The 20020-nt window shown below is 67.5% G+C and carries 17 protein-coding genes; 9 read left to right on the top strand and 8 right to left on the bottom strand.

Features of this window, described 5'->3' with window-relative positions; all coding sequences use genetic code 11:
* Positions 1 to 37: 37 nt before the first annotated feature.
* Positions 38 to 2497 (bottom strand): DUF3772 domain-containing protein, encoded by a 2460-nt coding sequence (locus NS355_RS08640; RefSeq protein ID WP_345938802.1) that lies wholly within the window; start codon positions 2495 to 2497, stop codon positions 38 to 40.
* Positions 2498 to 2693: 196 nt separating this feature from the next.
* Here NS355_RS08640 and NS355_RS08635 point away from each other — a divergent pair, with 196 nt between their 5' ends.
* The 7 genes from NS355_RS08635 (at position 2694) to NS355_RS08605 (ending at position 12423) form a co-directional block, all read left to right on the top strand.
* Positions 2694 to 4253, top strand: a complete 1560-nt coding sequence (locus NS355_RS08635) for a sensor histidine kinase (protein ID WP_167345430.1) — start codon at positions 2694 to 2696, stop codon at positions 4251 to 4253.
* Entirely contained in the window at positions 4250 to 4633 is a 384-nt protein-coding gene (locus tag NS355_RS08630; protein ID WP_058745339.1) for a response regulator, read from the top strand. The genes NS355_RS08635 and NS355_RS08630 overlap by 4 nt, the downstream gene beginning before the upstream one ends.
* On the top strand, positions 4630 to 5406 hold the full coding sequence (locus NS355_RS08625; protein WP_244489610.1) for a Crp/Fnr family transcriptional regulator: 777 nt from the start codon (positions 4630 to 4632) through the stop codon (positions 5404 to 5406). Before NS355_RS08630 ends, NS355_RS08625 begins: the two co-directional genes overlap by 4 nt.
* 269 nt (positions 5407 to 5675) lie before the next feature.
* Positions 5676 to 8333, top strand: a complete 2658-nt coding sequence (locus NS355_RS08620) for a TonB-dependent receptor (protein ID WP_244489609.1) — start codon at positions 5676 to 5678, stop codon at positions 8331 to 8333.
* Positions 8333 to 9427, top strand: coding sequence for a phosphatidylinositol-specific phospholipase C1-like protein (locus NS355_RS08615; protein WP_244489608.1), 1095 nt, complete (start codon positions 8333 to 8335; stop codon positions 9425 to 9427). Before NS355_RS08620 ends, NS355_RS08615 begins: the two co-directional genes overlap by 1 nt.
* Before the next feature lie 263 nt (positions 9428 to 9690).
* Complete coding sequence (locus tag NS355_RS08610) at positions 9691 to 11202, top strand: DUF1800 domain-containing protein (protein WP_058745336.1); 1512 nt, start codon at positions 9691 to 9693, stop codon at positions 11200 to 11202.
* 9 nt (positions 11203 to 11211) lie between these two features.
* Positions 11212 to 12423 carry a DUF1501 domain-containing protein gene (locus NS355_RS08605; protein ID WP_058745335.1) on the top strand — a complete coding sequence of 404 codons (1212 nt, stop codon included), beginning with the start codon at positions 11212 to 11214 and terminating at the stop codon, positions 12421 to 12423.
* Here the strand turns inward: NS355_RS08605 and NS355_RS08600 are convergent.
* The 3 genes from NS355_RS08600 to NS355_RS08590 form a co-directional block, all read right to left on the bottom strand.
* On the bottom strand, positions 12361 to 12861 hold the full coding sequence (locus NS355_RS08600; protein WP_084787732.1) for an Rrf2 family transcriptional regulator: 501 nt from the start codon (positions 12859 to 12861) through the stop codon (positions 12361 to 12363). The two genes, NS355_RS08605 and NS355_RS08600, sit on opposite strands and share 63 nt — an antisense overlap.
* Before the next feature lie 361 nt (positions 12862 to 13222).
* A complete protein-coding gene (locus tag NS355_RS08595) occupies positions 13223 to 14053 on the bottom strand; it encodes a glutaminyl-peptide cyclotransferase (RefSeq protein ID WP_244489607.1) in 831 nt (276 codons plus the stop codon).
* A complete protein-coding gene (locus tag NS355_RS08590) occupies positions 14014 to 14577 on the bottom strand; it encodes a helix-turn-helix domain-containing protein (RefSeq protein ID WP_058745334.1) in 564 nt (187 codons plus the stop codon). Before NS355_RS08590 ends, NS355_RS08595 begins: the two co-directional genes overlap by 40 nt.
* Positions 14578 to 14686: 109 nt before the next feature.
* Between NS355_RS08590 and dapF the strand changes: the two genes are divergently transcribed.
* Positions 14687 to 15622 carry a diaminopimelate epimerase gene (gene dapF, locus NS355_RS08585; RefSeq protein ID WP_058745333.1) on the top strand — a complete coding sequence of 312 codons (936 nt, stop codon included), beginning with the start codon at positions 14687 to 14689 and terminating at the stop codon, positions 15620 to 15622.
* Between the two features lie 187 nt (positions 15623 to 15809).
* Positions 15810 to 16634: an oxygenase MpaB family protein gene (locus NS355_RS08580; protein ID WP_058745332.1), complete on the top strand. Its 825-nt coding sequence runs from the start codon at positions 15810 to 15812 to the stop codon at positions 16632 to 16634.
* On the opposite strand, the gene NS355_RS08575 is transcribed toward NS355_RS08580, so the two are convergent.
* The 4 genes from NS355_RS08575 to NS355_RS18240 all read right to left on the bottom strand — a co-directional run bounded on the left by NS355_RS08575 (position 16635) and on the right by NS355_RS18240 (position 19928).
* Positions 16635 to 17555, bottom strand: coding sequence for a hypothetical protein (locus tag NS355_RS08575; RefSeq protein ID WP_058745331.1), 921 nt, complete (start codon positions 17553 to 17555; stop codon positions 16635 to 16637).
* Positions 17556 to 17701: 146 nt separating this feature from the next.
* Positions 17702 to 19207 (bottom strand): NAD(P)(+) transhydrogenase (Re/Si-specific) subunit beta, encoded by a 1506-nt coding sequence (locus NS355_RS08570; RefSeq protein WP_058745347.1) that lies wholly within the window; start codon positions 19205 to 19207, stop codon positions 17702 to 17704.
* A 50-nt stretch (positions 19208 to 19257) separates the two neighbouring features.
* Positions 19258 to 19557, bottom strand: coding sequence for a proton-translocating transhydrogenase family protein (locus NS355_RS08565; protein ID WP_058745330.1), 300 nt, complete (start codon positions 19555 to 19557; stop codon positions 19258 to 19260).
* Positions 19545 to 19928, bottom strand: a complete 384-nt coding sequence (locus NS355_RS18240; protein WP_084787730.1) for an endonuclease domain-containing protein — start codon at positions 19926 to 19928, stop codon at positions 19545 to 19547. Before NS355_RS18240 ends, NS355_RS08565 begins: the two co-directional genes overlap by 13 nt.
* Between the last annotated feature and the right edge of the window lie 92 nt (positions 19929 to 20020).

The raw sequence follows: 20020 nt of genomic DNA, 5'->3' as shown, positions 1-20020 counted from the left end.
AGCTGGTGTTACCTTTCTATGACCAATCGGGACTTGTTCATTTCATCCTCGTTTCATCTTGGGTGGCGGCGGGGGGCGTTGCCGTCCCGCCATGGCGCACCAGCTCCATCTTCTGCGGCAGGGTGCCGATCTCGATTCCCTTGCCCCTGAGCGCTCCCAGCAGCGCGAACAGCACGGCGCTGCGTGTGCCATAGGCCGCACGCGGGCTTTCGACATGGGCGAAGCAGTTGAAATGGATACGCCCATCGACGATCGAATCGATGAACGCCTTGGGCGCCGGATCGGCCAACACCGCCTCCTCGGCCGTGAAACAGTCGAGCACGATGCCGCGCACCATATCCGCATCCGTTTCGATCGGGACCGAGAACTGAATCTGGACCCGCCCCAACGGCCCGGCCAGCGTCTTGTTGAGCACCGACTTGGTGATGAGTTCGGAATTGGGGACGATCAGCGTCGAATGGTCGGCCAGCTCGATCTCGGTCGAGCGCACGCTGATCCGCTTGACGTCGCCCTCGTCGGTGCCGACGCGGATCAGGTCGCCGATCTTGATCGGCCGTTCGGCCAGCAGGATCAGGCCGGACACGAAATTCTGGGTGATCGCCTGAAGGCCGAAGCCGATGCCGACCGACAGGGCGGACAGCAGCAGCGCGATCCGCTCCACCCCGATGCCCAGCGATGCCAGCGCCCAGATGACCGCCAGCGCGATGCCGATATAGCGCGCGACCAGGCTGACCGAGTTGCGCCCCGACCCGTCCAGATCGGTCGCGGGCAGATAGCGCTGCTCCAGCCAGCGCATGAACAGGCGCACCAGCCCCAGCCCGACGAACAGCACCGCCAACCCGCGCAGGATCGCACCGGGCGAAATCCAGACATTGCCGATCTTGACCCCGTCGGCGACGCTGGTGATCTGGTCGAACACCGCCCCCGGATCGCCGCTCGCCCCGAAAGGCTGGAGCAGCACGCCCAGCGTCAGCAGCACCAGCACCAGTCGGATCATGCCCGACAGGACCAGCCCGAACTGGTCGATCATGCTGCCGCGCACGCCCAGCGCGCGGGTCAGGGTGACGCCGACCTTGCTGTCGCGCACGAAGACCGAGGTGGCGATATCGTCGGCCGCCACCAGCATCAGATAGAGCGCCGAGCCGAGCAGCACCGTCCACCCGATCATCAGCGCGACGAACCAGCTGAACCAGATATAGCCGACCAGCAGCGCCAGCCCGGCCACCCCGACCGCGATCCAGGCGATCAGCGTCGCGACGCTCAATCCCGCGCTGACCCCCGCATGGGTGGCGGCATCGGCCTGGGCGACGCGGCGGGCGCGCAGCTGGCCCAGCACCACCAGCGTCGCGACGATCAGCAACAGATGGAGCAGTGCCTCGACCGCCTGGCTGGCGATCACCGCGCTGCGGCTGCTGCCGATCGCGCCTTCGAACGACATCACCATCGTCGTGATGAAGGTAAGCAGGGTCAGGCCCCAGGACAGAGGCCGCAGCCGCTGCGCCGTTTCATTGTCGAGCGGCGCGATCCGCCACGAGGGCTGGCTGCGCATCAGGACCGCGCCGGTCACCGCCGCGGTGAATCCCGCCACACCCGAGGCGAAGACGAAGCCGTCGAGGAAACTCGTCCAGCGTTGCGGCAATAGCCCCGCCCAACGCAGCCCCTGGACAAAGACGAAGGCGGCGGCCAGCGGGCAGAGCGTGCCCACCGCCACCCGCCAGAAGGTATAGGCCGAGCGCCGCACCCGGCTGGGCGGGGCCTCGGCGATCAGGCGGCGCTGCGCCAGCCGGTGCCCGCCCAGTCGCACCGGGCCGATCAGGATGACCGCCAGCGCAAAGCCCAGCAGCGCCTGCCACGGGATGCCGCCGCGCCATTGCTGCGCAATCTGTTCGCCGCCCTGTTTCAGGAACAGCCCGACCCGCCGCCAGTCGCGCGGGGCCTGTTCCAGCACGATGGCCCAGAAGGCGGGACTCAGCGGCGACGGCGTCTTGGAGGACAGTTTCTCGTTGAACTGCGCGGCCTTGCTCTGGTCGATCTCGTCGACCAGCTGCCCCGCCTCGACCCCCGCCAGCCGCCCGCGCTTGATCGCCGCGTCGATGGTCGAGCGCAGCAGCGACAGCGCCTTGCGCTGCGCGACCAGCTCCGGAGCCTCCGCCTCGCCCGGCGTCGGCGTGCCCAGCCCGGTGATCCGCGCATTCACCAACGCCAGCTGCTCGGTCAGGTCGGACACCGCCTGGTCGGTCGAGTCCTTGGCGCCCTGGGCCCGGTCCCGCAATTCGCGCCGGTCGTCATCATCGACCTTGGAATCGAGCGCCCGGTCGACCGCGCGCACCTCCGCCTCGGCCTCGGCGATACGGGTGGCGGAGGCCGCCGCCGGATTGCCCTGCGCCGATACCGGCACGCCCGTTCCGACCAGCCCGACCATGATGCAGGCCAGGACGAGGAAGCGCAGGACGGCGGACGGCACGGGACAGGACCGCGCGAGAGAGGACCGGGACATGGGGCACGCTCATAACCCCCCGCCGTCGGTCAGGCGAGAGGCTGACGGTTCCGCGTTTCCAGTCGGTCCATCCCGGACATTTGCCAGTTGATCCGAAATCGTGTGTATCGGGGAGCCCGCACCGGCCGGGATCGTTGACGCCGATCGGACCAATTCGTGCATGACTGAACTCGCCTCCCTCCACGGCCAAACGCCCTTGTCCGCTCCCCCCCGGGGACCGCTGCCGCACGACTCGCATGTGCTGGCGGGCATCAACCGCATCCTGCAGGAAGCCCTGCGCGCCTCGACCGAAGAGGAACTCGGCCAGCTTTGCCTGGCGGTGGCCGAGGACCTGACCGGCGCGGCGTTCAGCTTTTTCGGCGAGCGGCGGGACTCGCACGACCGGCTGGATCACATCGCGATCAGCGAGCGCGGCTGGGCCGCCTATGCGGGCAGCGACCCCGATTTCAGCCAGCGCCAGCTGCCCAACGGCATGAAAATTCATGGCATTTTCGGCCAGGTGATCCTTCAGGACCGCAGCATGATCGTGAACGACCCCGCCAACCATCCCGACCGGGTGGGCACGCCGGAGGGGCATCCGAGCTTGCACAACTTCCTGGGCGTGCCGCTGCGCCGCGACGGCGAGACCTTCGCGATGTTCGCGCTGGGCAACCACCCGACCGGCTTCACCGAGCGCGAGCGCGCCATTGCCGAGGAACTGGCCCCCGCCATCGTTCAGGCGCTGCTGCGCAAGCGCGCCGAGGTGGCTTCGCGCGCCAGCCAGCGGCGATTGCTAAGCCTGATCGAGGGCATCCCGCAGCTGGTCTGGACGGCGACGCGCGACGGGCAATGGACCTGGGTCAGCCCGCAATGGGTCGCCATGACGGGGCTCAGCGTCGAGGAGAGCCTGGGCCATGGCTGGCTGGCCGCCGTTCATCCCGACGACCGCGATGCCGCGCTTCGCTTCTGGAACGGCGCGAGCGAACATGGCGAGCTGGCGATGGAGGGGCGGCTGCGCCATGGCCAGACCGGCCGCTATCGCTGGTTCAAGACACGCGCGACGCCGGTGCGCGACGACCACGGCAATATCGTCGAATGGTTCGGCACATCGACCGACATCGACACGCTGCGCCGTCTTCGCGAACGGCAGGAGACGCTGGTCGCCGAATTGCAGCACCGGGTCCGCAACATCCTGACCATCGTTCGTTCGATCTTCACCCGCACCGTCGAAAGCGGCGGGCCGATCGATGAGATTTCAGACCATTTCCGCGGACGACTCGACTCGCTCGCGCGTACCCAGGTGGTCGCGACCCAGACACGATCGGGCCGGGTGGACCTGGAAAACCTGATCCGGGACGAGCTGTTGGGCGTGGGCGCAATCGAGGACGATAGGCTGTCGATCGAGGGGCCGGACATTTCGCTGCCCGCCGATACGGCCGAAACCATGGGCCTGGCGATCCACGAACTGACCACCAATGCCCTGAAATATGGGGCGTTGCGCCATCCCGCCGGACGGCTGTCGATCGCATGGGCGATCGAACTTAAATCAAACAGCGAATGCGAACTGATTGTAAAATGGGATGAAACGGGTGTACCAGCAATGCCGGTCCCGCCTGTACGTCAGGGATTCGGGACCGAGTTGATCCGCGAGGCCTTGCCTTATGGGCTGGGCGCACGGACCAGACTGGAATTTCGCGGTGGCGGCGTCTTGTGCGTGATAACGCTACCATGGGCCGCAGACGACGCCGACGCGTTGAACCGGAGCACCAAGGGATGAACCGCCGATCGCCGCTGGCCGACAAGCGTATCCTCGTGGTCGAGGACGAATATTTCATCGCCCGCGACCTGGAGCGCGCGCTGCGTGCCGCCGATGCGATCGTGGTCGGCCCCGTCGCCACGCTGGAACAGGGGCTCGACCTGGCCGAGAACCAGCCGCTCGACGCGGCGGTGCTCGACGTCAATCTGGCGGGCGAACGCGCCTTCGAGATCGCCGATCGGCTGTCAGCGCGCGACGTGCCCTGGACCTTCCTGACCGGCTATGACGAATGGGCGCTGCCCGCCCCCTATCGATCGGCCTCGATCGTCGCCAAGCCGTTCCAGCCCGATCGCATCATCCGCGCGATCGGCGCCCTGATCCCCGACAAAGGATGCGCATGACCTCTTCCTCCGCCGCCCTGTCGTCCTCCCCGTCCCCGGCCGCCGCGTCCGAGGCGATCGCCGCCGCCGCGATCCGTCGGTTGACGGCGCTGACGCCGCTGGCCGATGCGGACCGCGCACTGCTCGAGACCGCAGCCGACCGGGCGCTGACCTATCCGGTGCGCCACACCTTCCAGACGATCGGCCGTCCGGTCGCCGAGCCGCTGCTGCTGTTGCAGGGCTGGGCCGCGCGGGTGCGGATCCTGCCCGACGGGCGGCGTCAGTTCATGAGCTTCTACTTGCCCGGCGACGTCATCGGCTCGGCGCATCATGCGCGCCCCATCGCCTCGGCGACGGTGGTGGCCATTACCGAATGCGTCGCCTGCCCCGCCCCGGCCGCCCCCGCCGCATCGGGACTGGCCCAGGCCTATGCGGTCGGCGAGGCGCTGGACGAGGCCTATCTGCTGGGCCATGTCGTCCAACTCGGCCGGCTGAACGCGCAGGAGCGGATCGGCGACTTCCTGCTCGAAATCTATGAGCGCCTGTCGCTCGCCGGGCTGACCGTGGGCGGCAGCTTCGAAATGCCGCTGACCCAGGAAATGCTGGCCGATGCGCTGGGCCTGACCCCGGTCCATGTCAACCGGATGATCCAGCAGGCGCGGCGTGACGGCGACCTGATGTGGAAATCGGGCCGCGTCCTGCTCCGCGATCCCGAACGCACCGCCCGCACCATCGGCCGGTTGAGCCCGCAGGTGACCGGTACCCAGACCATGCCGCAGGCGAAAGCCGACTGATCCTCCCCGGTACGGGGAAGTGGCCAAAGGGCTGTCGGAGGGGACTTCGACAGAGGACGTCCTTTGCGGCGATCCCCCTCCACCACGCTGCGCACACCCTCCCCGTGCCGGGGAGGATTTTTGACGATCGCCATCCCCGCATCATTTTGATGACTTTCTGACGCGTTCGGCTTGTTTCACACAGTTGTCATCATTTTTACGCCAAGCTGACACCAACCGATCCTACCGCCCCCGCCGAACCGGCAAGACAGCCGATGGGGGATCAAGACATGCTGACGTTTCGTGGCCTGCTGAAGGCATCGGTTTCGCTTATACTGGTGACGGGCCCGCTCGCCGCCCATGCGCAGGACAGCGCAGGTGCCGCCGCCGCAGCGCCGCAGGCCGGGCAGGCGACCGATGGGGATCCGGTGGGCGAGGATATCGTCGTCAACGGCACCTATGCGCGCAGCCTGGCGGCGGGCATCGAAACCAAGCGCAATGCCGCCTACGGTGTCGACTCGATCAGCTCGACCGATATCGGCAAGTTCCCGACCCAGAACGTTGCGGAAGCGCTCCAGCTGGTGCCCGGCGTCTCGATCACCCGCCCGCGCGGCGAGGGCCTGTACGTCAGCGTCCGTGGCCTGGGCCCGCAGTTCCAGAACACGCTGATGAACGGCCGCACCATCGCGCTGAACGACCTGATCGAGAATGGCGGCGCGGCCGGTCGCCAGTTCCGCTTCGAGATGCTGCCCGCCGAATTCACCTCGAGCATCGACGTGGTGAAGACCCCGACCGCCGACATGAGCGAAGGCGCGCTGGGCGGCAATATCGACGTGAAGACCTTCCGTCCGCTGGAAGTCGGCAACAAGACCACCGTCAACATCCGCGGCACCTATACGACCCAGACCAAGCAGGTGCGCCCCAACGTCACCGTGCTGACCAGTGCGAAGAATAGCGACGGCACCTTCGGCATCCTGGCGGGCGCGCAATATTGGGGCAAGACGGTCCGCAACGACCGCTTCATGAACTTCGGCTGGCTGCTGAACCGCTATACCTCGCCGCAGGCGGGCGGCGCGCCCACCGGCCTCTATTCGCCGACCCGCACCCGCCCCACCGTCGAGACCGAGGATCGCAAGCGCATCTCGGGCATCGTTTCGGCCCAGTGGCAGCCCACGCCCGAACTCCAGACGACTTTGGACGTGGTCGCGACGCGCCTGGACGTCGCTTATGACGAGTTCGGCCTCGACATCTATCCGGACGATGGCGGCACGGTGCTGCAGCCCGGCTATACCGTGGTCGGCGACACGATCACTAAGGCGACCATCGCCAATGCCCGCTTCATGGCGTCGCGCGAATACAGTCTCAACCGCCACGACCTGCTGACCGTTGGGCTGAAGCAGACCTGGAACCCGGATCGCTGGCATATTGCCGCCAACGTCAACTGGTCGGCCGCGCACAGCTATCACCCCGATTACAAGACCGGCACGGTGCGCAGCCGCGCCTTCTTCACCGGGCCGCTCAGCTATGACGCGTCGGCGGGCTATCAGAACATGCCGACCTTCACCACGCCGGTCGACGTCACCAACCCGGCCAATTACAGGCTGTATCCGTTCAACATCGCGCCCAAGAACAGCAAGGACTGGGATTTCTATTCGCGGCTCGACGTCGGCCATGATTTCGACGGCTTCCTGTCGAAACTGGCCGCGGGCGGCGAATATCACTGGCGCAAGCGCGACTATTTCCGCCGCGACTTCATCATCAACCCGGCGGCGGGCACGCCGCTCACCACGCTGGGTTCGGGTGCCTATCAGCAGCTGCCCTATGACGACTTCCTGTCGGGTGTGTCGGGCAATGCCTTCCGCAACTGGCTGGTCCCGACGACGGCGGCCTATGTCGGCAATTTCTTCACGCCCGCCGTCCAGGCACAGCCGCTGACCAATGGCGACCTCCGCTCGTCCTTTGTCGTGTCGGAAAAGATCGCCGCCGCCTATGTCCGCGCCGATTATCAGTTCGATGCAGGGTCGGTGCCCGTCACCGGCAATCTGGGCGTCCGCTATGTCCATACCGATCAGGTGGCCAGCGGCACGCTGACCAGCGGCAATACCGCCACCCCGGTCAGCTACCCGAAGACCTTCAACAACGTCCTGCCCAGCTTCAACCTGCGCGCCGACCTGACCCCGAAGCTGGTCGGTCGCCTCGCCGCCAGCCGGGTGCTGACCCGTCCCAACGTCACCGACACCGCGCCGCGAATCACCGTGTCGACCGACGCCCCGACCGCCAGCGGCGGCAACCCGCAGCTGGTGCCCTTCCTCGCCACCCAGTTCGACGGGTCGCTGGAATGGTATTTCGCACCGTCGGGCATGCTGTCGGGTGCGGTCTTCTACAAGGCGATGGACGACTACATCACCCAGTCGAATACCGAGATCAACATTCCGGGTCGCGGCACCGTCCGCCTCTCCAGCTCGGTCAATGGCGGCAATGCCAAGGTGTACGGCGCGGAGGCCGCATACAGCCAGGTCTTCACCTTCCTGCCCGCGCCGTTCGACGGCTTCGGCGTCCAGGGGTCCTATACCCATACCGAAGTGAAGGCCGACTACACGGCGGGTTCGCGCAACATCAAAGACCAGCTGATCGGCCTGTCGAAGAACAGCTTCAACCTGGTCGGCTTCTACGACAAGGGCCCGCTGTCGGCGCGTCTGTCCTATGTCTGGCGCGACAAGTATCTGTCCAGCACGGGCAGCACGGTGCAGGCGCCGACCTATGTCGCGGCCTTCGGCTCGCTCGACGGCCAGCTGTCGGTGCGCGCCGCCGAGAACCTGACGCTCAGCCTGGAGGGCATCAACATCGCGGGCGCGCATCAGGACACCTATAACGACAGCAAGATGCGCTTCGGCGAGATCAACTATTATGGCCGGACGATCCTGTTCGGCGTGCGGGCGGAGTTCTGATGAAGGCTTTGCTCACCTTGGCGGCGGTCCTCGCGACCGCCGCCGCTCCGGGGCCGCGGGCGTCCCTTCGGATGAACGACATCCAGGTGGTCGGCTCGCACAACAGCTATAAGAAGCGGATCGCGCCTGCGGTCTTCGCCGAATTGGAGCGGCGTGACCCGAAGCTCGCCGCCGCGCTGGATTATGATCACCTGACCCTGGCGCAGCAGCTCGACCGGGGCGTGCGCCAGCTGGAGATCGACATCTTCGCCGACCCGCAAGGCGGCCGTTTCGCGCATCCCAAGGGCGAGGCGATCGCGAAGGCGGCGAGTGAGCAGACCGGTTTCGACGAAGCGGCGATGATGAAGCCGGGCTTCAAGGTCTTCCACATCCCGGAAGTCGATTATCGCTCCTGCGGCACCTTCAAACAGTGCATCGGCCAGATCGACGCCTGGTCGCGCGCGCATCCGCGTCACCTGCCGATCATGGTGACGATCAACGCCGCCGACCGGCCGATCAACAAGCCCGGCGTCACCGATCCGCTGCCGCTGACCGCACCGTTGCTCGACGCGCTGGACGGCGAGATTCGCGACGTGCTGAAGCCCAATCGGATGATCACGCCCGATGACGTGCGCGGGAATGCGAAGACCCTGCGCGAGGCGGTGACCACCAACGGCTGGCCCACCTTGGAGAGCGCTCGCGGGAAAATCTACTTCGTGCTCGACACGCCATCGGACGTGTCCGACCTCTACCGCGCCGGGCATCCTTCGTTGAAGGGCCGCCCGATCTTCGGCTGGTACGACACTGACCAGCCCGAGGCCTCGGTCGAGATCGTCGGCGATCCCCGCACCGACGGGGCGAAGATCCAGGAGTGGGTGAAACAGGGCTTCATCGTCCGCACCCGCAGCGACGCCGACACCAGGGAAGCGCGCGACAACGATCATACGCGCCAACAGGCGGCGATCGACAGCGGCGCACAGGCGGTGTCGACCGATTATTATCCCGGCGCGCCGACGCGGGGCTGGGCCAAGGGCTTCACCGTGACGCTGCCCGGCGGGGTGATGGAACGCTGCAACCCGGTGACGCAGCCTGTCGGGTGCAAGCTGCCGCAGTAAATAACATTCCTCCCCGGCACGGGGAGGTGGCAGCGCGCCAGCGCTGACGGAGGGAGGCTTCCACATGGGTGTCCCGTGTAGCGATCCCCCTCCACCACCGCTGCGCGGTGGTCCCCCTTCGCGCAAGCGGGGAGGATTGATGGCCGTCCGCTGACGCCCTTTTCATCTCCGGGCAAGCCGGGGTTCAGCCTCTTTCCATCACATGATCTTCCGAGGAAGCCTACGCCACCCGATTGGCGTCGGGCAGAAATGGAGAGCGGTGCATGGTGCGAACCGCCAGCCTTGTGATGATGGCCCCGGTGCTGATGGTCGCGGCCCCCGTGCACGCCGCTGATCCCGCCCGCGACGCGGCCTGGGCGGAACGGCTCGGCTGGGGTCCCTCCGCCGCGCCCACCAGCGGCCCCGCGCCGGGCAGCGACGCCTGGCTGCGGCAACAGCTGGGCGAGCGGCCCGCCCCCCTGCCCCCCGCCGTCCAGGCGCAGATCGATGCGATGCGCATCTCCCGGGAACGCGTCGCCGCGCTCGTCGTCGAGACTGACGCGATGCAGCGCGACCTGAAGGCGATCACCGATCCCGACCAGAAAAAGGCCGCGCGCGAAGCCTATCAGAAGGCGATGAACGGTCTGGCCGACGAAGCCCGGCAACGCTTCGTCCTGCGCGCGCTCTATTCGCCCGACCAGCTGCGCGAGCGGATGACATGGTTCTGGTTCAACCATTTTAACGTCCAGGCGGGCAAGCGCGACATCCGCGCCATGGTCGGCGACTATGAGGAAACCATCCGCGCCCATGCGCTGGGCCGGTATCGCGACCTGCTGGAGGCGACGCTGCGCCACCCGGCGATGCTGCGCTATCTGGACAATGACCAGAATGCGCGTGGCAAGATCAACGAGAATTACGCGCGCGAGATCATGGAGCTCCACTCCATGGGCGTCGGCTCGGGCTATAGCCAGCAGGACGTGCAGGAGCTGGCGCGCATCCTGACCGGGGTTGGCGTCGACCAGAAACCCGACGCGCCCAAGCTGAGACCCGAGCTCCAGCCGCTCTACCTCCGCGCCGGGCTGTTCGAATTCAATCCCGCCCGCCACGACTTCGGCACCAAGCATTTCCTGGGTCACACCATCCAGGGATCGGGCTTTCACGAGGTGGAGCAGGCGCTGGACCTGATCGCCGACAGCCCGGCGACGGCACATCATGTCTCGCTGAAGCTGGCGACCTATTTCATGGGCGATAGCCCACCATCGGCGCTGGTCGACCGCATGGCGGCGACGTTCCGTAAGACGCATGGCGACATCGCCGAGATACTGAAGGCCATGATCCGGTCGCGCGAGTTTTCGGGGACGCTCGGCAGCGGGTTCAAGGACCCGGTCGGCTATACGCTCTCGGCGGTGCGGCTGGCCTATGGCGACCGGTTGGTCACCAATCCCCAGCCGGTGGTCGGCTGGATCCGCCAGATGGGCGAAGGGCTGTACGATCACGAGACGCCCGACGGTTACGACCTGTCGAGCGCAGCCTGGTCCGCCCCGGGGCAGATGGCGACGCGATTCGATATCGCGCGCCAGCTAGGGAATGGCGCAGCGCGACTGTTCCAGCCCGCCGACGCTCCGCCGGGCACCCCGCCCCCGCCTGGCCAGGTGCCGGTGCTGAATGAATCGCCCGTCCTCGCCACGCGGATACCCTCGCTCGGCAAGCCCACGCTCGCCGCGCTCGGACAGGCGCGCTCCCCGGCGGAATGGAACGCGCTGTATTTCTCGTCGCCTGAATTCATGCACCGATAGGAGGATCGCATGCGGATTCCCCATTTCCACCGCCGCGACCTGTTGCTGGGTGCCGCCGCGCTTGCCCCCATGGTGATGGCGGGGCGCGCCTTTGCCGCACCCCAGGCGGGCAGCCGGTTGCTGGTCGTGTTCCTGCGCGGTGCGTACGATGCGGTGAACATCGTCGTGCCCAGCGGCAGCGACTTCTACCAGCAGTCGCGCCCGACCATTGCGCTGCCCAGACCCGATCCGGCCAACCCGAACGCGCCGTTGGCGCTCGACGCCGACTGGGCGCTGCATCCCGCGTTGAAGGACTCGATCCTGCCGCTGTGGCAGGCCAAGCAGATCGCCTTCGTGCCCTTTGCGGGCACCGACGATATGAGCCGCAGCCATTTCGAGACGCAGGACACGATCGAGCTGGGCCAGCCGGTCGGCGGGCACCGCGATTACGGTTCGGGATTCATGGCGCGGCTGGCGGACATTCTTGGGACCGGCGAGCGCCCGATCGCCTTTACCGACCAGCTCCCGCTATGCTTCCGGGGCGGGGAGGACCCGATCCCCAATCTGGCGCTCGCCAATGTCGGCAAGCCGATCGACCAGCGTCAGGCCGCGCTGATCCAGAGCATGTATGCCGGGCACCCAGACCTCGCCCGCTCGGTCAGCGAGGGCTTCACCGTGCGCGACACGGTGTACAAGACGCTGGACCAGGAGATGAAGGCCGCCAGTCGCGGCGCGGTCTCCGCCAAGGGCTTTGCGCTGTCGGCGCAGCGAATCGGCACGCTGATGCGCGACCGGTTCAACCTGGCGTTCGTCGATGTCGGCGGCTGGGACACGCATGTGAACCAGGGCGGCGCGACCGGCTATCTCGCCGACCGGATCGGCGATCTCGGCCGGGGTCTCGCCAGTTTCTCACAGGCGATCGGACCGGACGCGTGGCGCACGACCACCGTGGTCGTCGTGTCGGAGTTCGGCCGCACCTTCCGCGAGAATGGCGACCGGGGCACGGATCATGGCCATGGCAGCATCTATTGGGTGCTGGGCGGCGGCGTGTCGGGCGGACGCATGGCGGGCGAACAGGTCGCCCTGTCCGCCGCCTCGCTCAACCAGAATCGCGACCTGCCCGTACTGACCGATTACCGCGCACTGATCGGCGGGCTGGTCCGGCGGCAATTCGGCCTGTCAGGCGACCGCCTCGCGAGGTTGTTCCCCGACACGCGCCCGGCCGATCTGGATCTCGTCTGACCCCGCCCCATCGCTACCGGCCCTGGCGCGGATATCGTCCAGCACGTCGTCCAGCGTCAGCCCGGCCAGCTTGTCCTCCAAGGCGTCACGCACCGGGGTCAGGATCGATTCCAGGCTGGACGTGATATGCCGGTCGATCATCCCCTCGCCTTCGGGCGGCTGGCGATGAAAGGCGAAGAAGTTCCGGTCCTCCACCGCCTCGTACACATCGACCAGCCTGATGTCGGACGACGGCTTGGCCAGCATCGCGCCACCGCGATTGCCCAGTTGCGAACGGGTCAGCCCCGCCGCCGCCAGACGCAGCAGCAGCGCGCGGACCACCGCCGCGTTGGAATTGACGCTGACCGCGATATCCTCGGAGCGCAGCGGCGTATCGCCATGCTCCGCCATCAGCGCGAGCATATGCAGCGAGACGACAAAACGAGTACTGGTCGGCAAGAAACTGCGCTCCCTTATCCACCTGTCCCGCGCACGACCCGTTTGAAAAAGGGGCATCGCGGAATTGCATTACGATCGGATCATGGCGGTCTTGGCCGCCATAATCCATGTTATATTTATACCAATATACTACGGTAACGCGCCAGTCATCCGCAGTATCCCCACGCCTTATCCGTCAGATAGGGGAATACGCGCATGGCATGGGACCAGACGGGCAGCGTCGGACGGGCTGGCAGAGAACCATCGCTGGCACGGCCGTCACCTGTTGCCGGCCCGTGTGTCGGCGGGGCATCCCGCCGCCATCGCCGACGCGCTTAGCCGCGCGCCGGTCGGCGGTCCGGGCGATACCGACCGACCCGGATCAGCGCGCCGCCTTGGGCAAACGGATTTCGAACAGCTCGGGCCAGTTCTTGCCGGTCACGAAGATGCGATGCCTGGCCCGGTCATAGGCGATGCCGTTGGCCACCGAGTCCCGATCGGTCAGCCCGACCCGCGCGACCAGGTCGCCCAGGTCGACGATGCCCACGACGACGCCCGTCGCCGGATCGATCCGCACGATATAGGGCGTCATCCAGACATTGGCCCAGACCTGCCCATCGATATATTCCAGCTCGTTCAGGTTCCTGAGCGGCCGCCCATTGACCGTTACGTCCAGCGTCCGGACGACCTTCATCGTCGCGGGGTCCAGGAAACGCAGGCGCGGCGTGCCGTCCGACAGGATGATGCGATGCCCGTCATCGGTCATCGCCCAGCCTTCGCCGTCATAACGCCACTCGCCCAGCTTCTTGAGCGCGGGGCGGCTCCAGCGGAAACCGCGTCCGCCATGCCAGGTGACGCTGCGCAGTTCGGCCCCCCAGGCGACGATACCCTCGCCGAACAGGCCATCGGGCACGGTCGCGCGGCGCAGCGTCTTGCCGGTGGCCAGATCGACCTGCCGGATGAAACTCTCCCCCTCGCGCCCGGTGCTTTCATACAGCGTGCCGTCGGCGATCAGCAGCCCCTCGGTGAACGCCGTCGGGTCGTGCGGGAAGGCATGGACCAGCACGGGCTTTTCGATCGGCGGCGGGGCCGGTGCGGCGGCGGCCGGCGCGGCCTGTTGCTGCGCGGCGGCAGGCAATGCCAGCGCGAGGACCAGCGGCAGGATGGCGCGGATCACAGCGTGCGCACCAGCCGCGCCACGCGCGCGATCCACACGGGTGCCGATACCGTCACCCCCGCCGCCCCGGGCTCCAGCGGCAACAGGTGCAGCGCGTCGGGCATCACACCCGCCAGCCGGGCGAAGACATAGCCACCGGCGGCGCGGGGCACGAGGATATCGCGATTCATGGCATCGGCGAACCTATCGGGGGCCAGCGGTTCGCACCAGAGCTCATCGCCCGCACGGTAATCGCCGACCGCGCCGCTGACCGTCACCGCCAGCATCCCCGGCGTCGCACAGGGCGGCGAGACCGAGCGCGCGCTGCGCGGCGCCACGGCCCCGCGCGGTCCCAGCAGCGCCGCGACCGGCAGCGTCTCGCGGATCGGCAGCGTCACCAGATCGGCGGGCGTGCAGCCCAGGGCGGCGGCGATCCGGTTCAGCCAGGGCAGCGACACGGTGCGCGTGCCCATCTCCAGCCGCCCGATCGTCTGCGGCGTGGTGGGGGGCGAGCAGGCGCGGGCGACATCGTCCAGGGTCATGCCCTTGGCCCGGCGCACCTCGCGGATCGCGGTAATCATTCCCCTCTTCCCCTTTCCGTCTTCCGGCCCGATTGCCCCGGTCCATCCATCTGGCGAACCCGGTCCAGCTCGGCTAAGCGCCACATCCTGTCCTGCCGGAGTTATCGCCATGCGGTTCGCGATCGTCAAATGTCATGGTTCGGGCAACGATTTCCCGATGATCGATGCGCGCGACCTGTCGTTGACCGACGCCGAATGGGCGGGCGTCGCACGCGCGCTGGCCGACCGGCGGGGGCCGGTGGGCGGCGACGGCCTGCTGCTGCTGGTTCCCGGCGACGATCGCGCCGCCTTCGGCATGGTGATGCGCAACAGCGACGGCAGCGAGGCGGAAACCTGCCTGAACGGCGTACGCTGCGTCGCGCGGGCCGGGTTCGAGGCCCTGGGGATCGCGGCCGCGACCGTGCGGCTGAAGACCTCGCACGCCGATGCGGTACATGACGCCGACCTCGCGCCCGGCGTCTATACGGTGCGCGAGACGGCGGGCCCTGCCGGACTGTCGACCGCCGCCTGGCCGATTCGCGGCGCACCCGAACAGCTGGTCGAGGCGGTGCTGCCGATGCTCGACGCGGATAAACGCTTCACCGCCGTCACCATGCCCAACCCGCATCTCGTCCATTTCGTCGAGACGGTGGACGAAGCCGAACTCGTCCGCCTGGGCGAAATCTGCGAGGCCGCGCCCGACTGGCTGCCCAACCGCGCCAATGTGTCCTTCGTCGAGGTGCGCGGGGAATCGCTGTTCGTCCGCACCTTCGAGCGTGGCGTCGGCCTGACCGACAGCTGCGGCAGCGCGATGGCGGCGTCGACCTATGCGGCGTGCCTGACCGGGCGGATCGCCTGGGACAGGCCGACCGTGGTGTTCAACCGTGGCGGCCTGGTGCGTGCCTTTGCGGGCGAGGACGGGATGGTCACGCTGTCGGGCAACGCGACCTATGAATGGGCGGGATCGGTCACGGTCGACCTGGAAAGCGAAACGGCAAGCGACCTGTTGGTGGAGCAGCGTTTCCCCGAAGAGACCGCCGCCTGGGAGGCCGCCAAGCGGGGGTAAGCGATGGATGGACGGCGAGCCAACCACTCGCCCCCCGCCCCGTTCAGCCTGAGCGAAGTCGAAGGCCATGGGATCGGCCTCGCCGCAAGCGCGGGGCGTGCACTTCGACTTCGCTCAGGCTGGACGGGCGTGGGCGGAGAACATTCGCCCGCACGCAACACCCCGCCCCCGGGCGCGTTCTTCCTCCATGCTTCCTGTCCGCCGTCAGATCGCCGACCAGATACGCGACGTGGTCGGCAGCCGCGCGCTCGACTTGACTCGGCCGCCGGGGGATGGCGGGCTATTCGGCCCCGGCTCCGCGACCTGGATCGTGCATGGCGACTTCACCGCGATGATGGCGGGCGGGATCGCCTCGCTGCTGGTCCAGATGTTGCACCCTGCCGCGCTGGCGGGCGTGTGGGATCATAGCGATTTCCGTCGCGACATGGCCGGGCGGCTGCGCCGGACGGCGGGGTTCATCTCGGTCACCACCTATGGCGCGACCGAGGCCGCCGAGCGGATGATCGCGCGCGTGCGGGCGGTGCACGACCGGGTTGGCGGCACCCTGCCCGACGGCACGCCCTATGCGGCGAACGACCCGCATCTGCTGACCTTCGTCCACGCCGCCGAAGTCGACAGCTTCCTGCGCGCGCACCGCACCTATCGCGACCCCGACTTTTCCGACGCCGAGGCGGACCGCTATCTGGCGGAGATGGCGACGATCGCCCGGCGGCTGGGGGCCGAGCAGGTGCCGGAGAACCGGCAGCAACTGGCGCGGTTCCTGGATTCGATCCGCCCCGAACTGCGCGTCGATGCGCGGACGCGGGCGGTGGCGCGCACCCTGCTCAACCAGCCCGCGCCCAGCCCCGCCCTCGCGCCGGTCAGCAACTGGCTGACCCAGGCGGGTATCGCGCTGCTCCCCGACTGGGCCTCGCGGTTGCACGGACTGGATGGTTACGGCGCGGTCAAACCGGCGATCCGGGCGGGCACGCGCGGACTGGGTGGCGCGATCCGCTGGGCACTGGCGGGTTAGTCAGAGGCTTTCCAGACGCCGCAGCGCGCCCAGATACCCCCGCATCCCCTCCAGCGCGCGGTCGGTCAGCACCATGAAGGCGCGACGGCGATCGTTGGGATCGGGCTGACGCGCGAACAGCCCGGCCTCGCTCATCTTGCCGATCCAGCGCAGCGCGGTGGTCGGCGCGACAGCGGCGGCGATGCACAGGCTGGACACCGACACCCGCACCCCCTCCAGATGCGCGGCATTGAGGTCGAGCAGCATGTCCCAGGCCGGTTCCTCGAACAGCCCGCCCTCGAAAAACCCGTCGCGCAGCCGCCGGGCGCGGATCATCCGGCGGACCCTTTCGGCATCGCCCGGCTGGGCGCGCGGCGGGGCGGCGTGGAAGCTCTGATGCCGGTCGCCGACGCCGCCGGGCCGGTCGTCATCCTCCTGCACCGACAGCCTGGCCAGCGCCTCGGCGATGCGCGCGACCTCGGCGTTCAGCTTGCGCAGCCGTTCGGACTCCCCCTCGCGGACATAGGCGTGGAGCAGTGCCGCGCCGCCATGGCTGGCCCCCGCCACCGCCAGCGCGGCGACCAGTTCCAGCGGGCTGGCATCGCACAGCATCGCCACGCGCGGGCCGATCAGCATCGCGGCGACCAGATCGATATCGTCCGTCGCCATGCTGACCACGATGGGTAGGTCCAGCGCGGTGGCGACTGCGTCGATGCGGGCGAGCGCGATCTCCATCGTCGCCGCCTCCGCGCCGTGGGTATCGACCAGCAGCAGCGGCCGCCCCGCCTGTTGCCCAATCTCCTCCGCCACCGCGGGCCAGGCGATATGGCGCAGAACCCGGCCCCCCGCCTGCCCGACCAGATCACCCGCCGCCTGCGCCAAGGCGGGTGCGCCGATCACCACGACCGCAAAGCCGGTGCCGTAAAGATCCTGTTCGTCCACGCTCGTCCCCCGCCGCCAGCCTCGCGGGCCGGTCCATCGTCATGGTCGCGACCGGTGCAACGGGCGCGGGGCCCCCGCCCCTTCGCCCATGCTCCGATGCGACCCCGACCGACGTCCGGGAGTCGACGTCAGTCCGAATCGGACACTCAGCCGAGTGCCTTGACGATCTCTTCGACCATCTTCTTGGCGTCCGCCAGAAGCATCATGGTGTTGTCGCGATAAAATAGCTCGTTATCGACGCCCGCATAGCCGACACCGCCCATCGACCGCTTGATGAACAGCACCGTCTTGGCCTTTTCGACGTCGAGCACCGGCATGCCGTAGATGGGCGAGGACTTGTCGGTCTTGGCCGCCGGGTTGGTCACGTCGTTCGCACCGATGACGAAGGCGACGTCGGTCTGCGCGAATTCGGCGTTGATATCCTCCAGCTCGAACACCTCGTCATAGGGCACGTTCGCCTCGGCCAGCAGGACGTTCATATGGCCGGGCATCCGCCCCGCGACCGGGTGGATGGCGTATTTGACGCGCACGCCTTCCTTCTTCAGCAGGTCGCCCATCTCGCGCAGGACATGCTGCGCCTGCGCCACCGCCATGCCATAGCCGGGGACGATGACGACCTGTTCGGCCTGGGACATCAGGAAGGCCGCGTCCTCGGCGCTGCCGCGTTTCCACGGGCGGTCGACCGCCGCACCGCCGCCGCTGGCGGCATCGCTCGCGCCGAAGCCGCCCGCGATCACGCTGATGAAGCTGCGGTTCATCGCCCGGCACATGATATAGGACAGGATCGCGCCCGACGAACCGACCAGCGCGCCGGTGATGATCATCGCGCTGTTGTGCAGCGTAAAGCCCATCGCGGCGGCCGCCCAGCCCGAATAGCTGTTCAGCATCGACACCACGACCGGCATGTCTGCGCCGCCGATCGGGATGATGAGCAGGAAACCGATGGCGAAGGACAGGATGGTGATCGTCCAGAAAATCCATGGCGACTGGTCGCGCGTGAACATCGCCACCAGGATGACGATCGCGCCCAACAGCCCCGCGTTCAGCGCATGGCGGCCGGGCAGCAGGATCGGCTTGCCCCCCATATTGCCATTGAGCTTCAGGAAGGCGATGACCGAGCCGGAGAAGGTGATCGCGCCGATCGCGACACCCAGCGCCATCTCGACCCGGCTGACGACATGGATGCTGGCGAATGGCTGTCCGATCATCGGCACCACCATGTCGGCGATGTCGAAGGCGACCGGGTTGAGGAAGGCCGCGCACGCGACCGCGACGGCGGCGAGACCGACGAGGGAGTGGAAGGCGGCGACCAGCTGCGGCATCGCGGTCATCGCGATCCGGCGGGCGGTGGTGATGCCGATCAGAGCGCCCAGCCCGATGGCGGCGAGGATTTCGAAGACCGCGACCCAATCAATCTGAGAGCCAAAGGGACAATTGGCCTCCCCGATTTCACATGCCATCGTCCAACCGGAGCCTATCGATGGCACATGCGTCACCAGCGTCGTGACGACGGCAATCGCCATGCCGATCATGCCGAAGCGATTGCCCCGCTGGCTGGTCGTCGGGCTCGACAGGCCGCGCAGCGCCAGGATGAAGCACACTCCCGCCACCAGATAGGCGAGCGAGACGAAAGGGTTCGCGGCGACGGCCACGACCGCCGGGGCGAGCGGCGCGGGCGGCAGCGCAGGTGACACGGGGGCGATCACGAGCGCTTCTCCTTCTTGCGGTACATGGCGAGCATCCGCTGCGTCACCGCAAAGCCGCCGAAGATGTTGATGCTGGCCAGCACGACGGCGCCGAGCCCCAGCCATTTGGCCACGCCCGATCCGGTCGCTCCCGAAGACGCGGCGGCGGCGATCAGCGCGCCGACGATAATGACCGAGGAGATCGCGTTGGTCACCGCCATCAACGGCGTATGCAGCGCCGGCGTCACCGACCAGACGACATAATAGCCGACGAAACACGCCAGCACGAAGATCGACAGGATCGCTATGAAGTCCATGATGTATCCTCCCCGGCACGGCCGCTGGCGGCGTGTTTCATGATCTGGACGGTAACGCCCTCGAGATTCTTTTGGATGTCAGTCGCCGCGATGCGCAACGTGGTCAGGCCACGGTCAGCGAACCAATTGTCTCGTGATGCATCACGTTTTGGCCGATCGCCACGATTATGCCCTTCGCTATCAACTTCGATGACCAGCCGCGCCTCATGACAATAGAAGTCAGCAATGTAGGGACCTGAGGGATGCTGACGCCGGAATTTCAATCCGCCTGGACGACGGCGCAGGACTTGCCATAGTGTGATTTCAGATGCCGACATATCCTGCCGCAACTCTCGCGCGCTGTCGCCAACCTGATCGATTCCCTGCAACATTCAATTTCTCCCCTGCAAGGGGAGGTGGCAGTCCGAAGGACTGACGGAGGGGTGTCGCGCTATCGAGAGGGGGACACCCCTCCGACGCGCTG

This window comes from Sphingomonas yabuuchiae (genome assembly GCF_001477495.1).
Classification (GTDB): domain Bacteria; phylum Pseudomonadota; class Alphaproteobacteria; order Sphingomonadales; family Sphingomonadaceae; genus Sphingomonas; species Sphingomonas yabuuchiae_A.
Note: the sequence above shows the minus strand (reverse complement) of the source record. Positions and strands in the feature narration are given on the sequence as shown.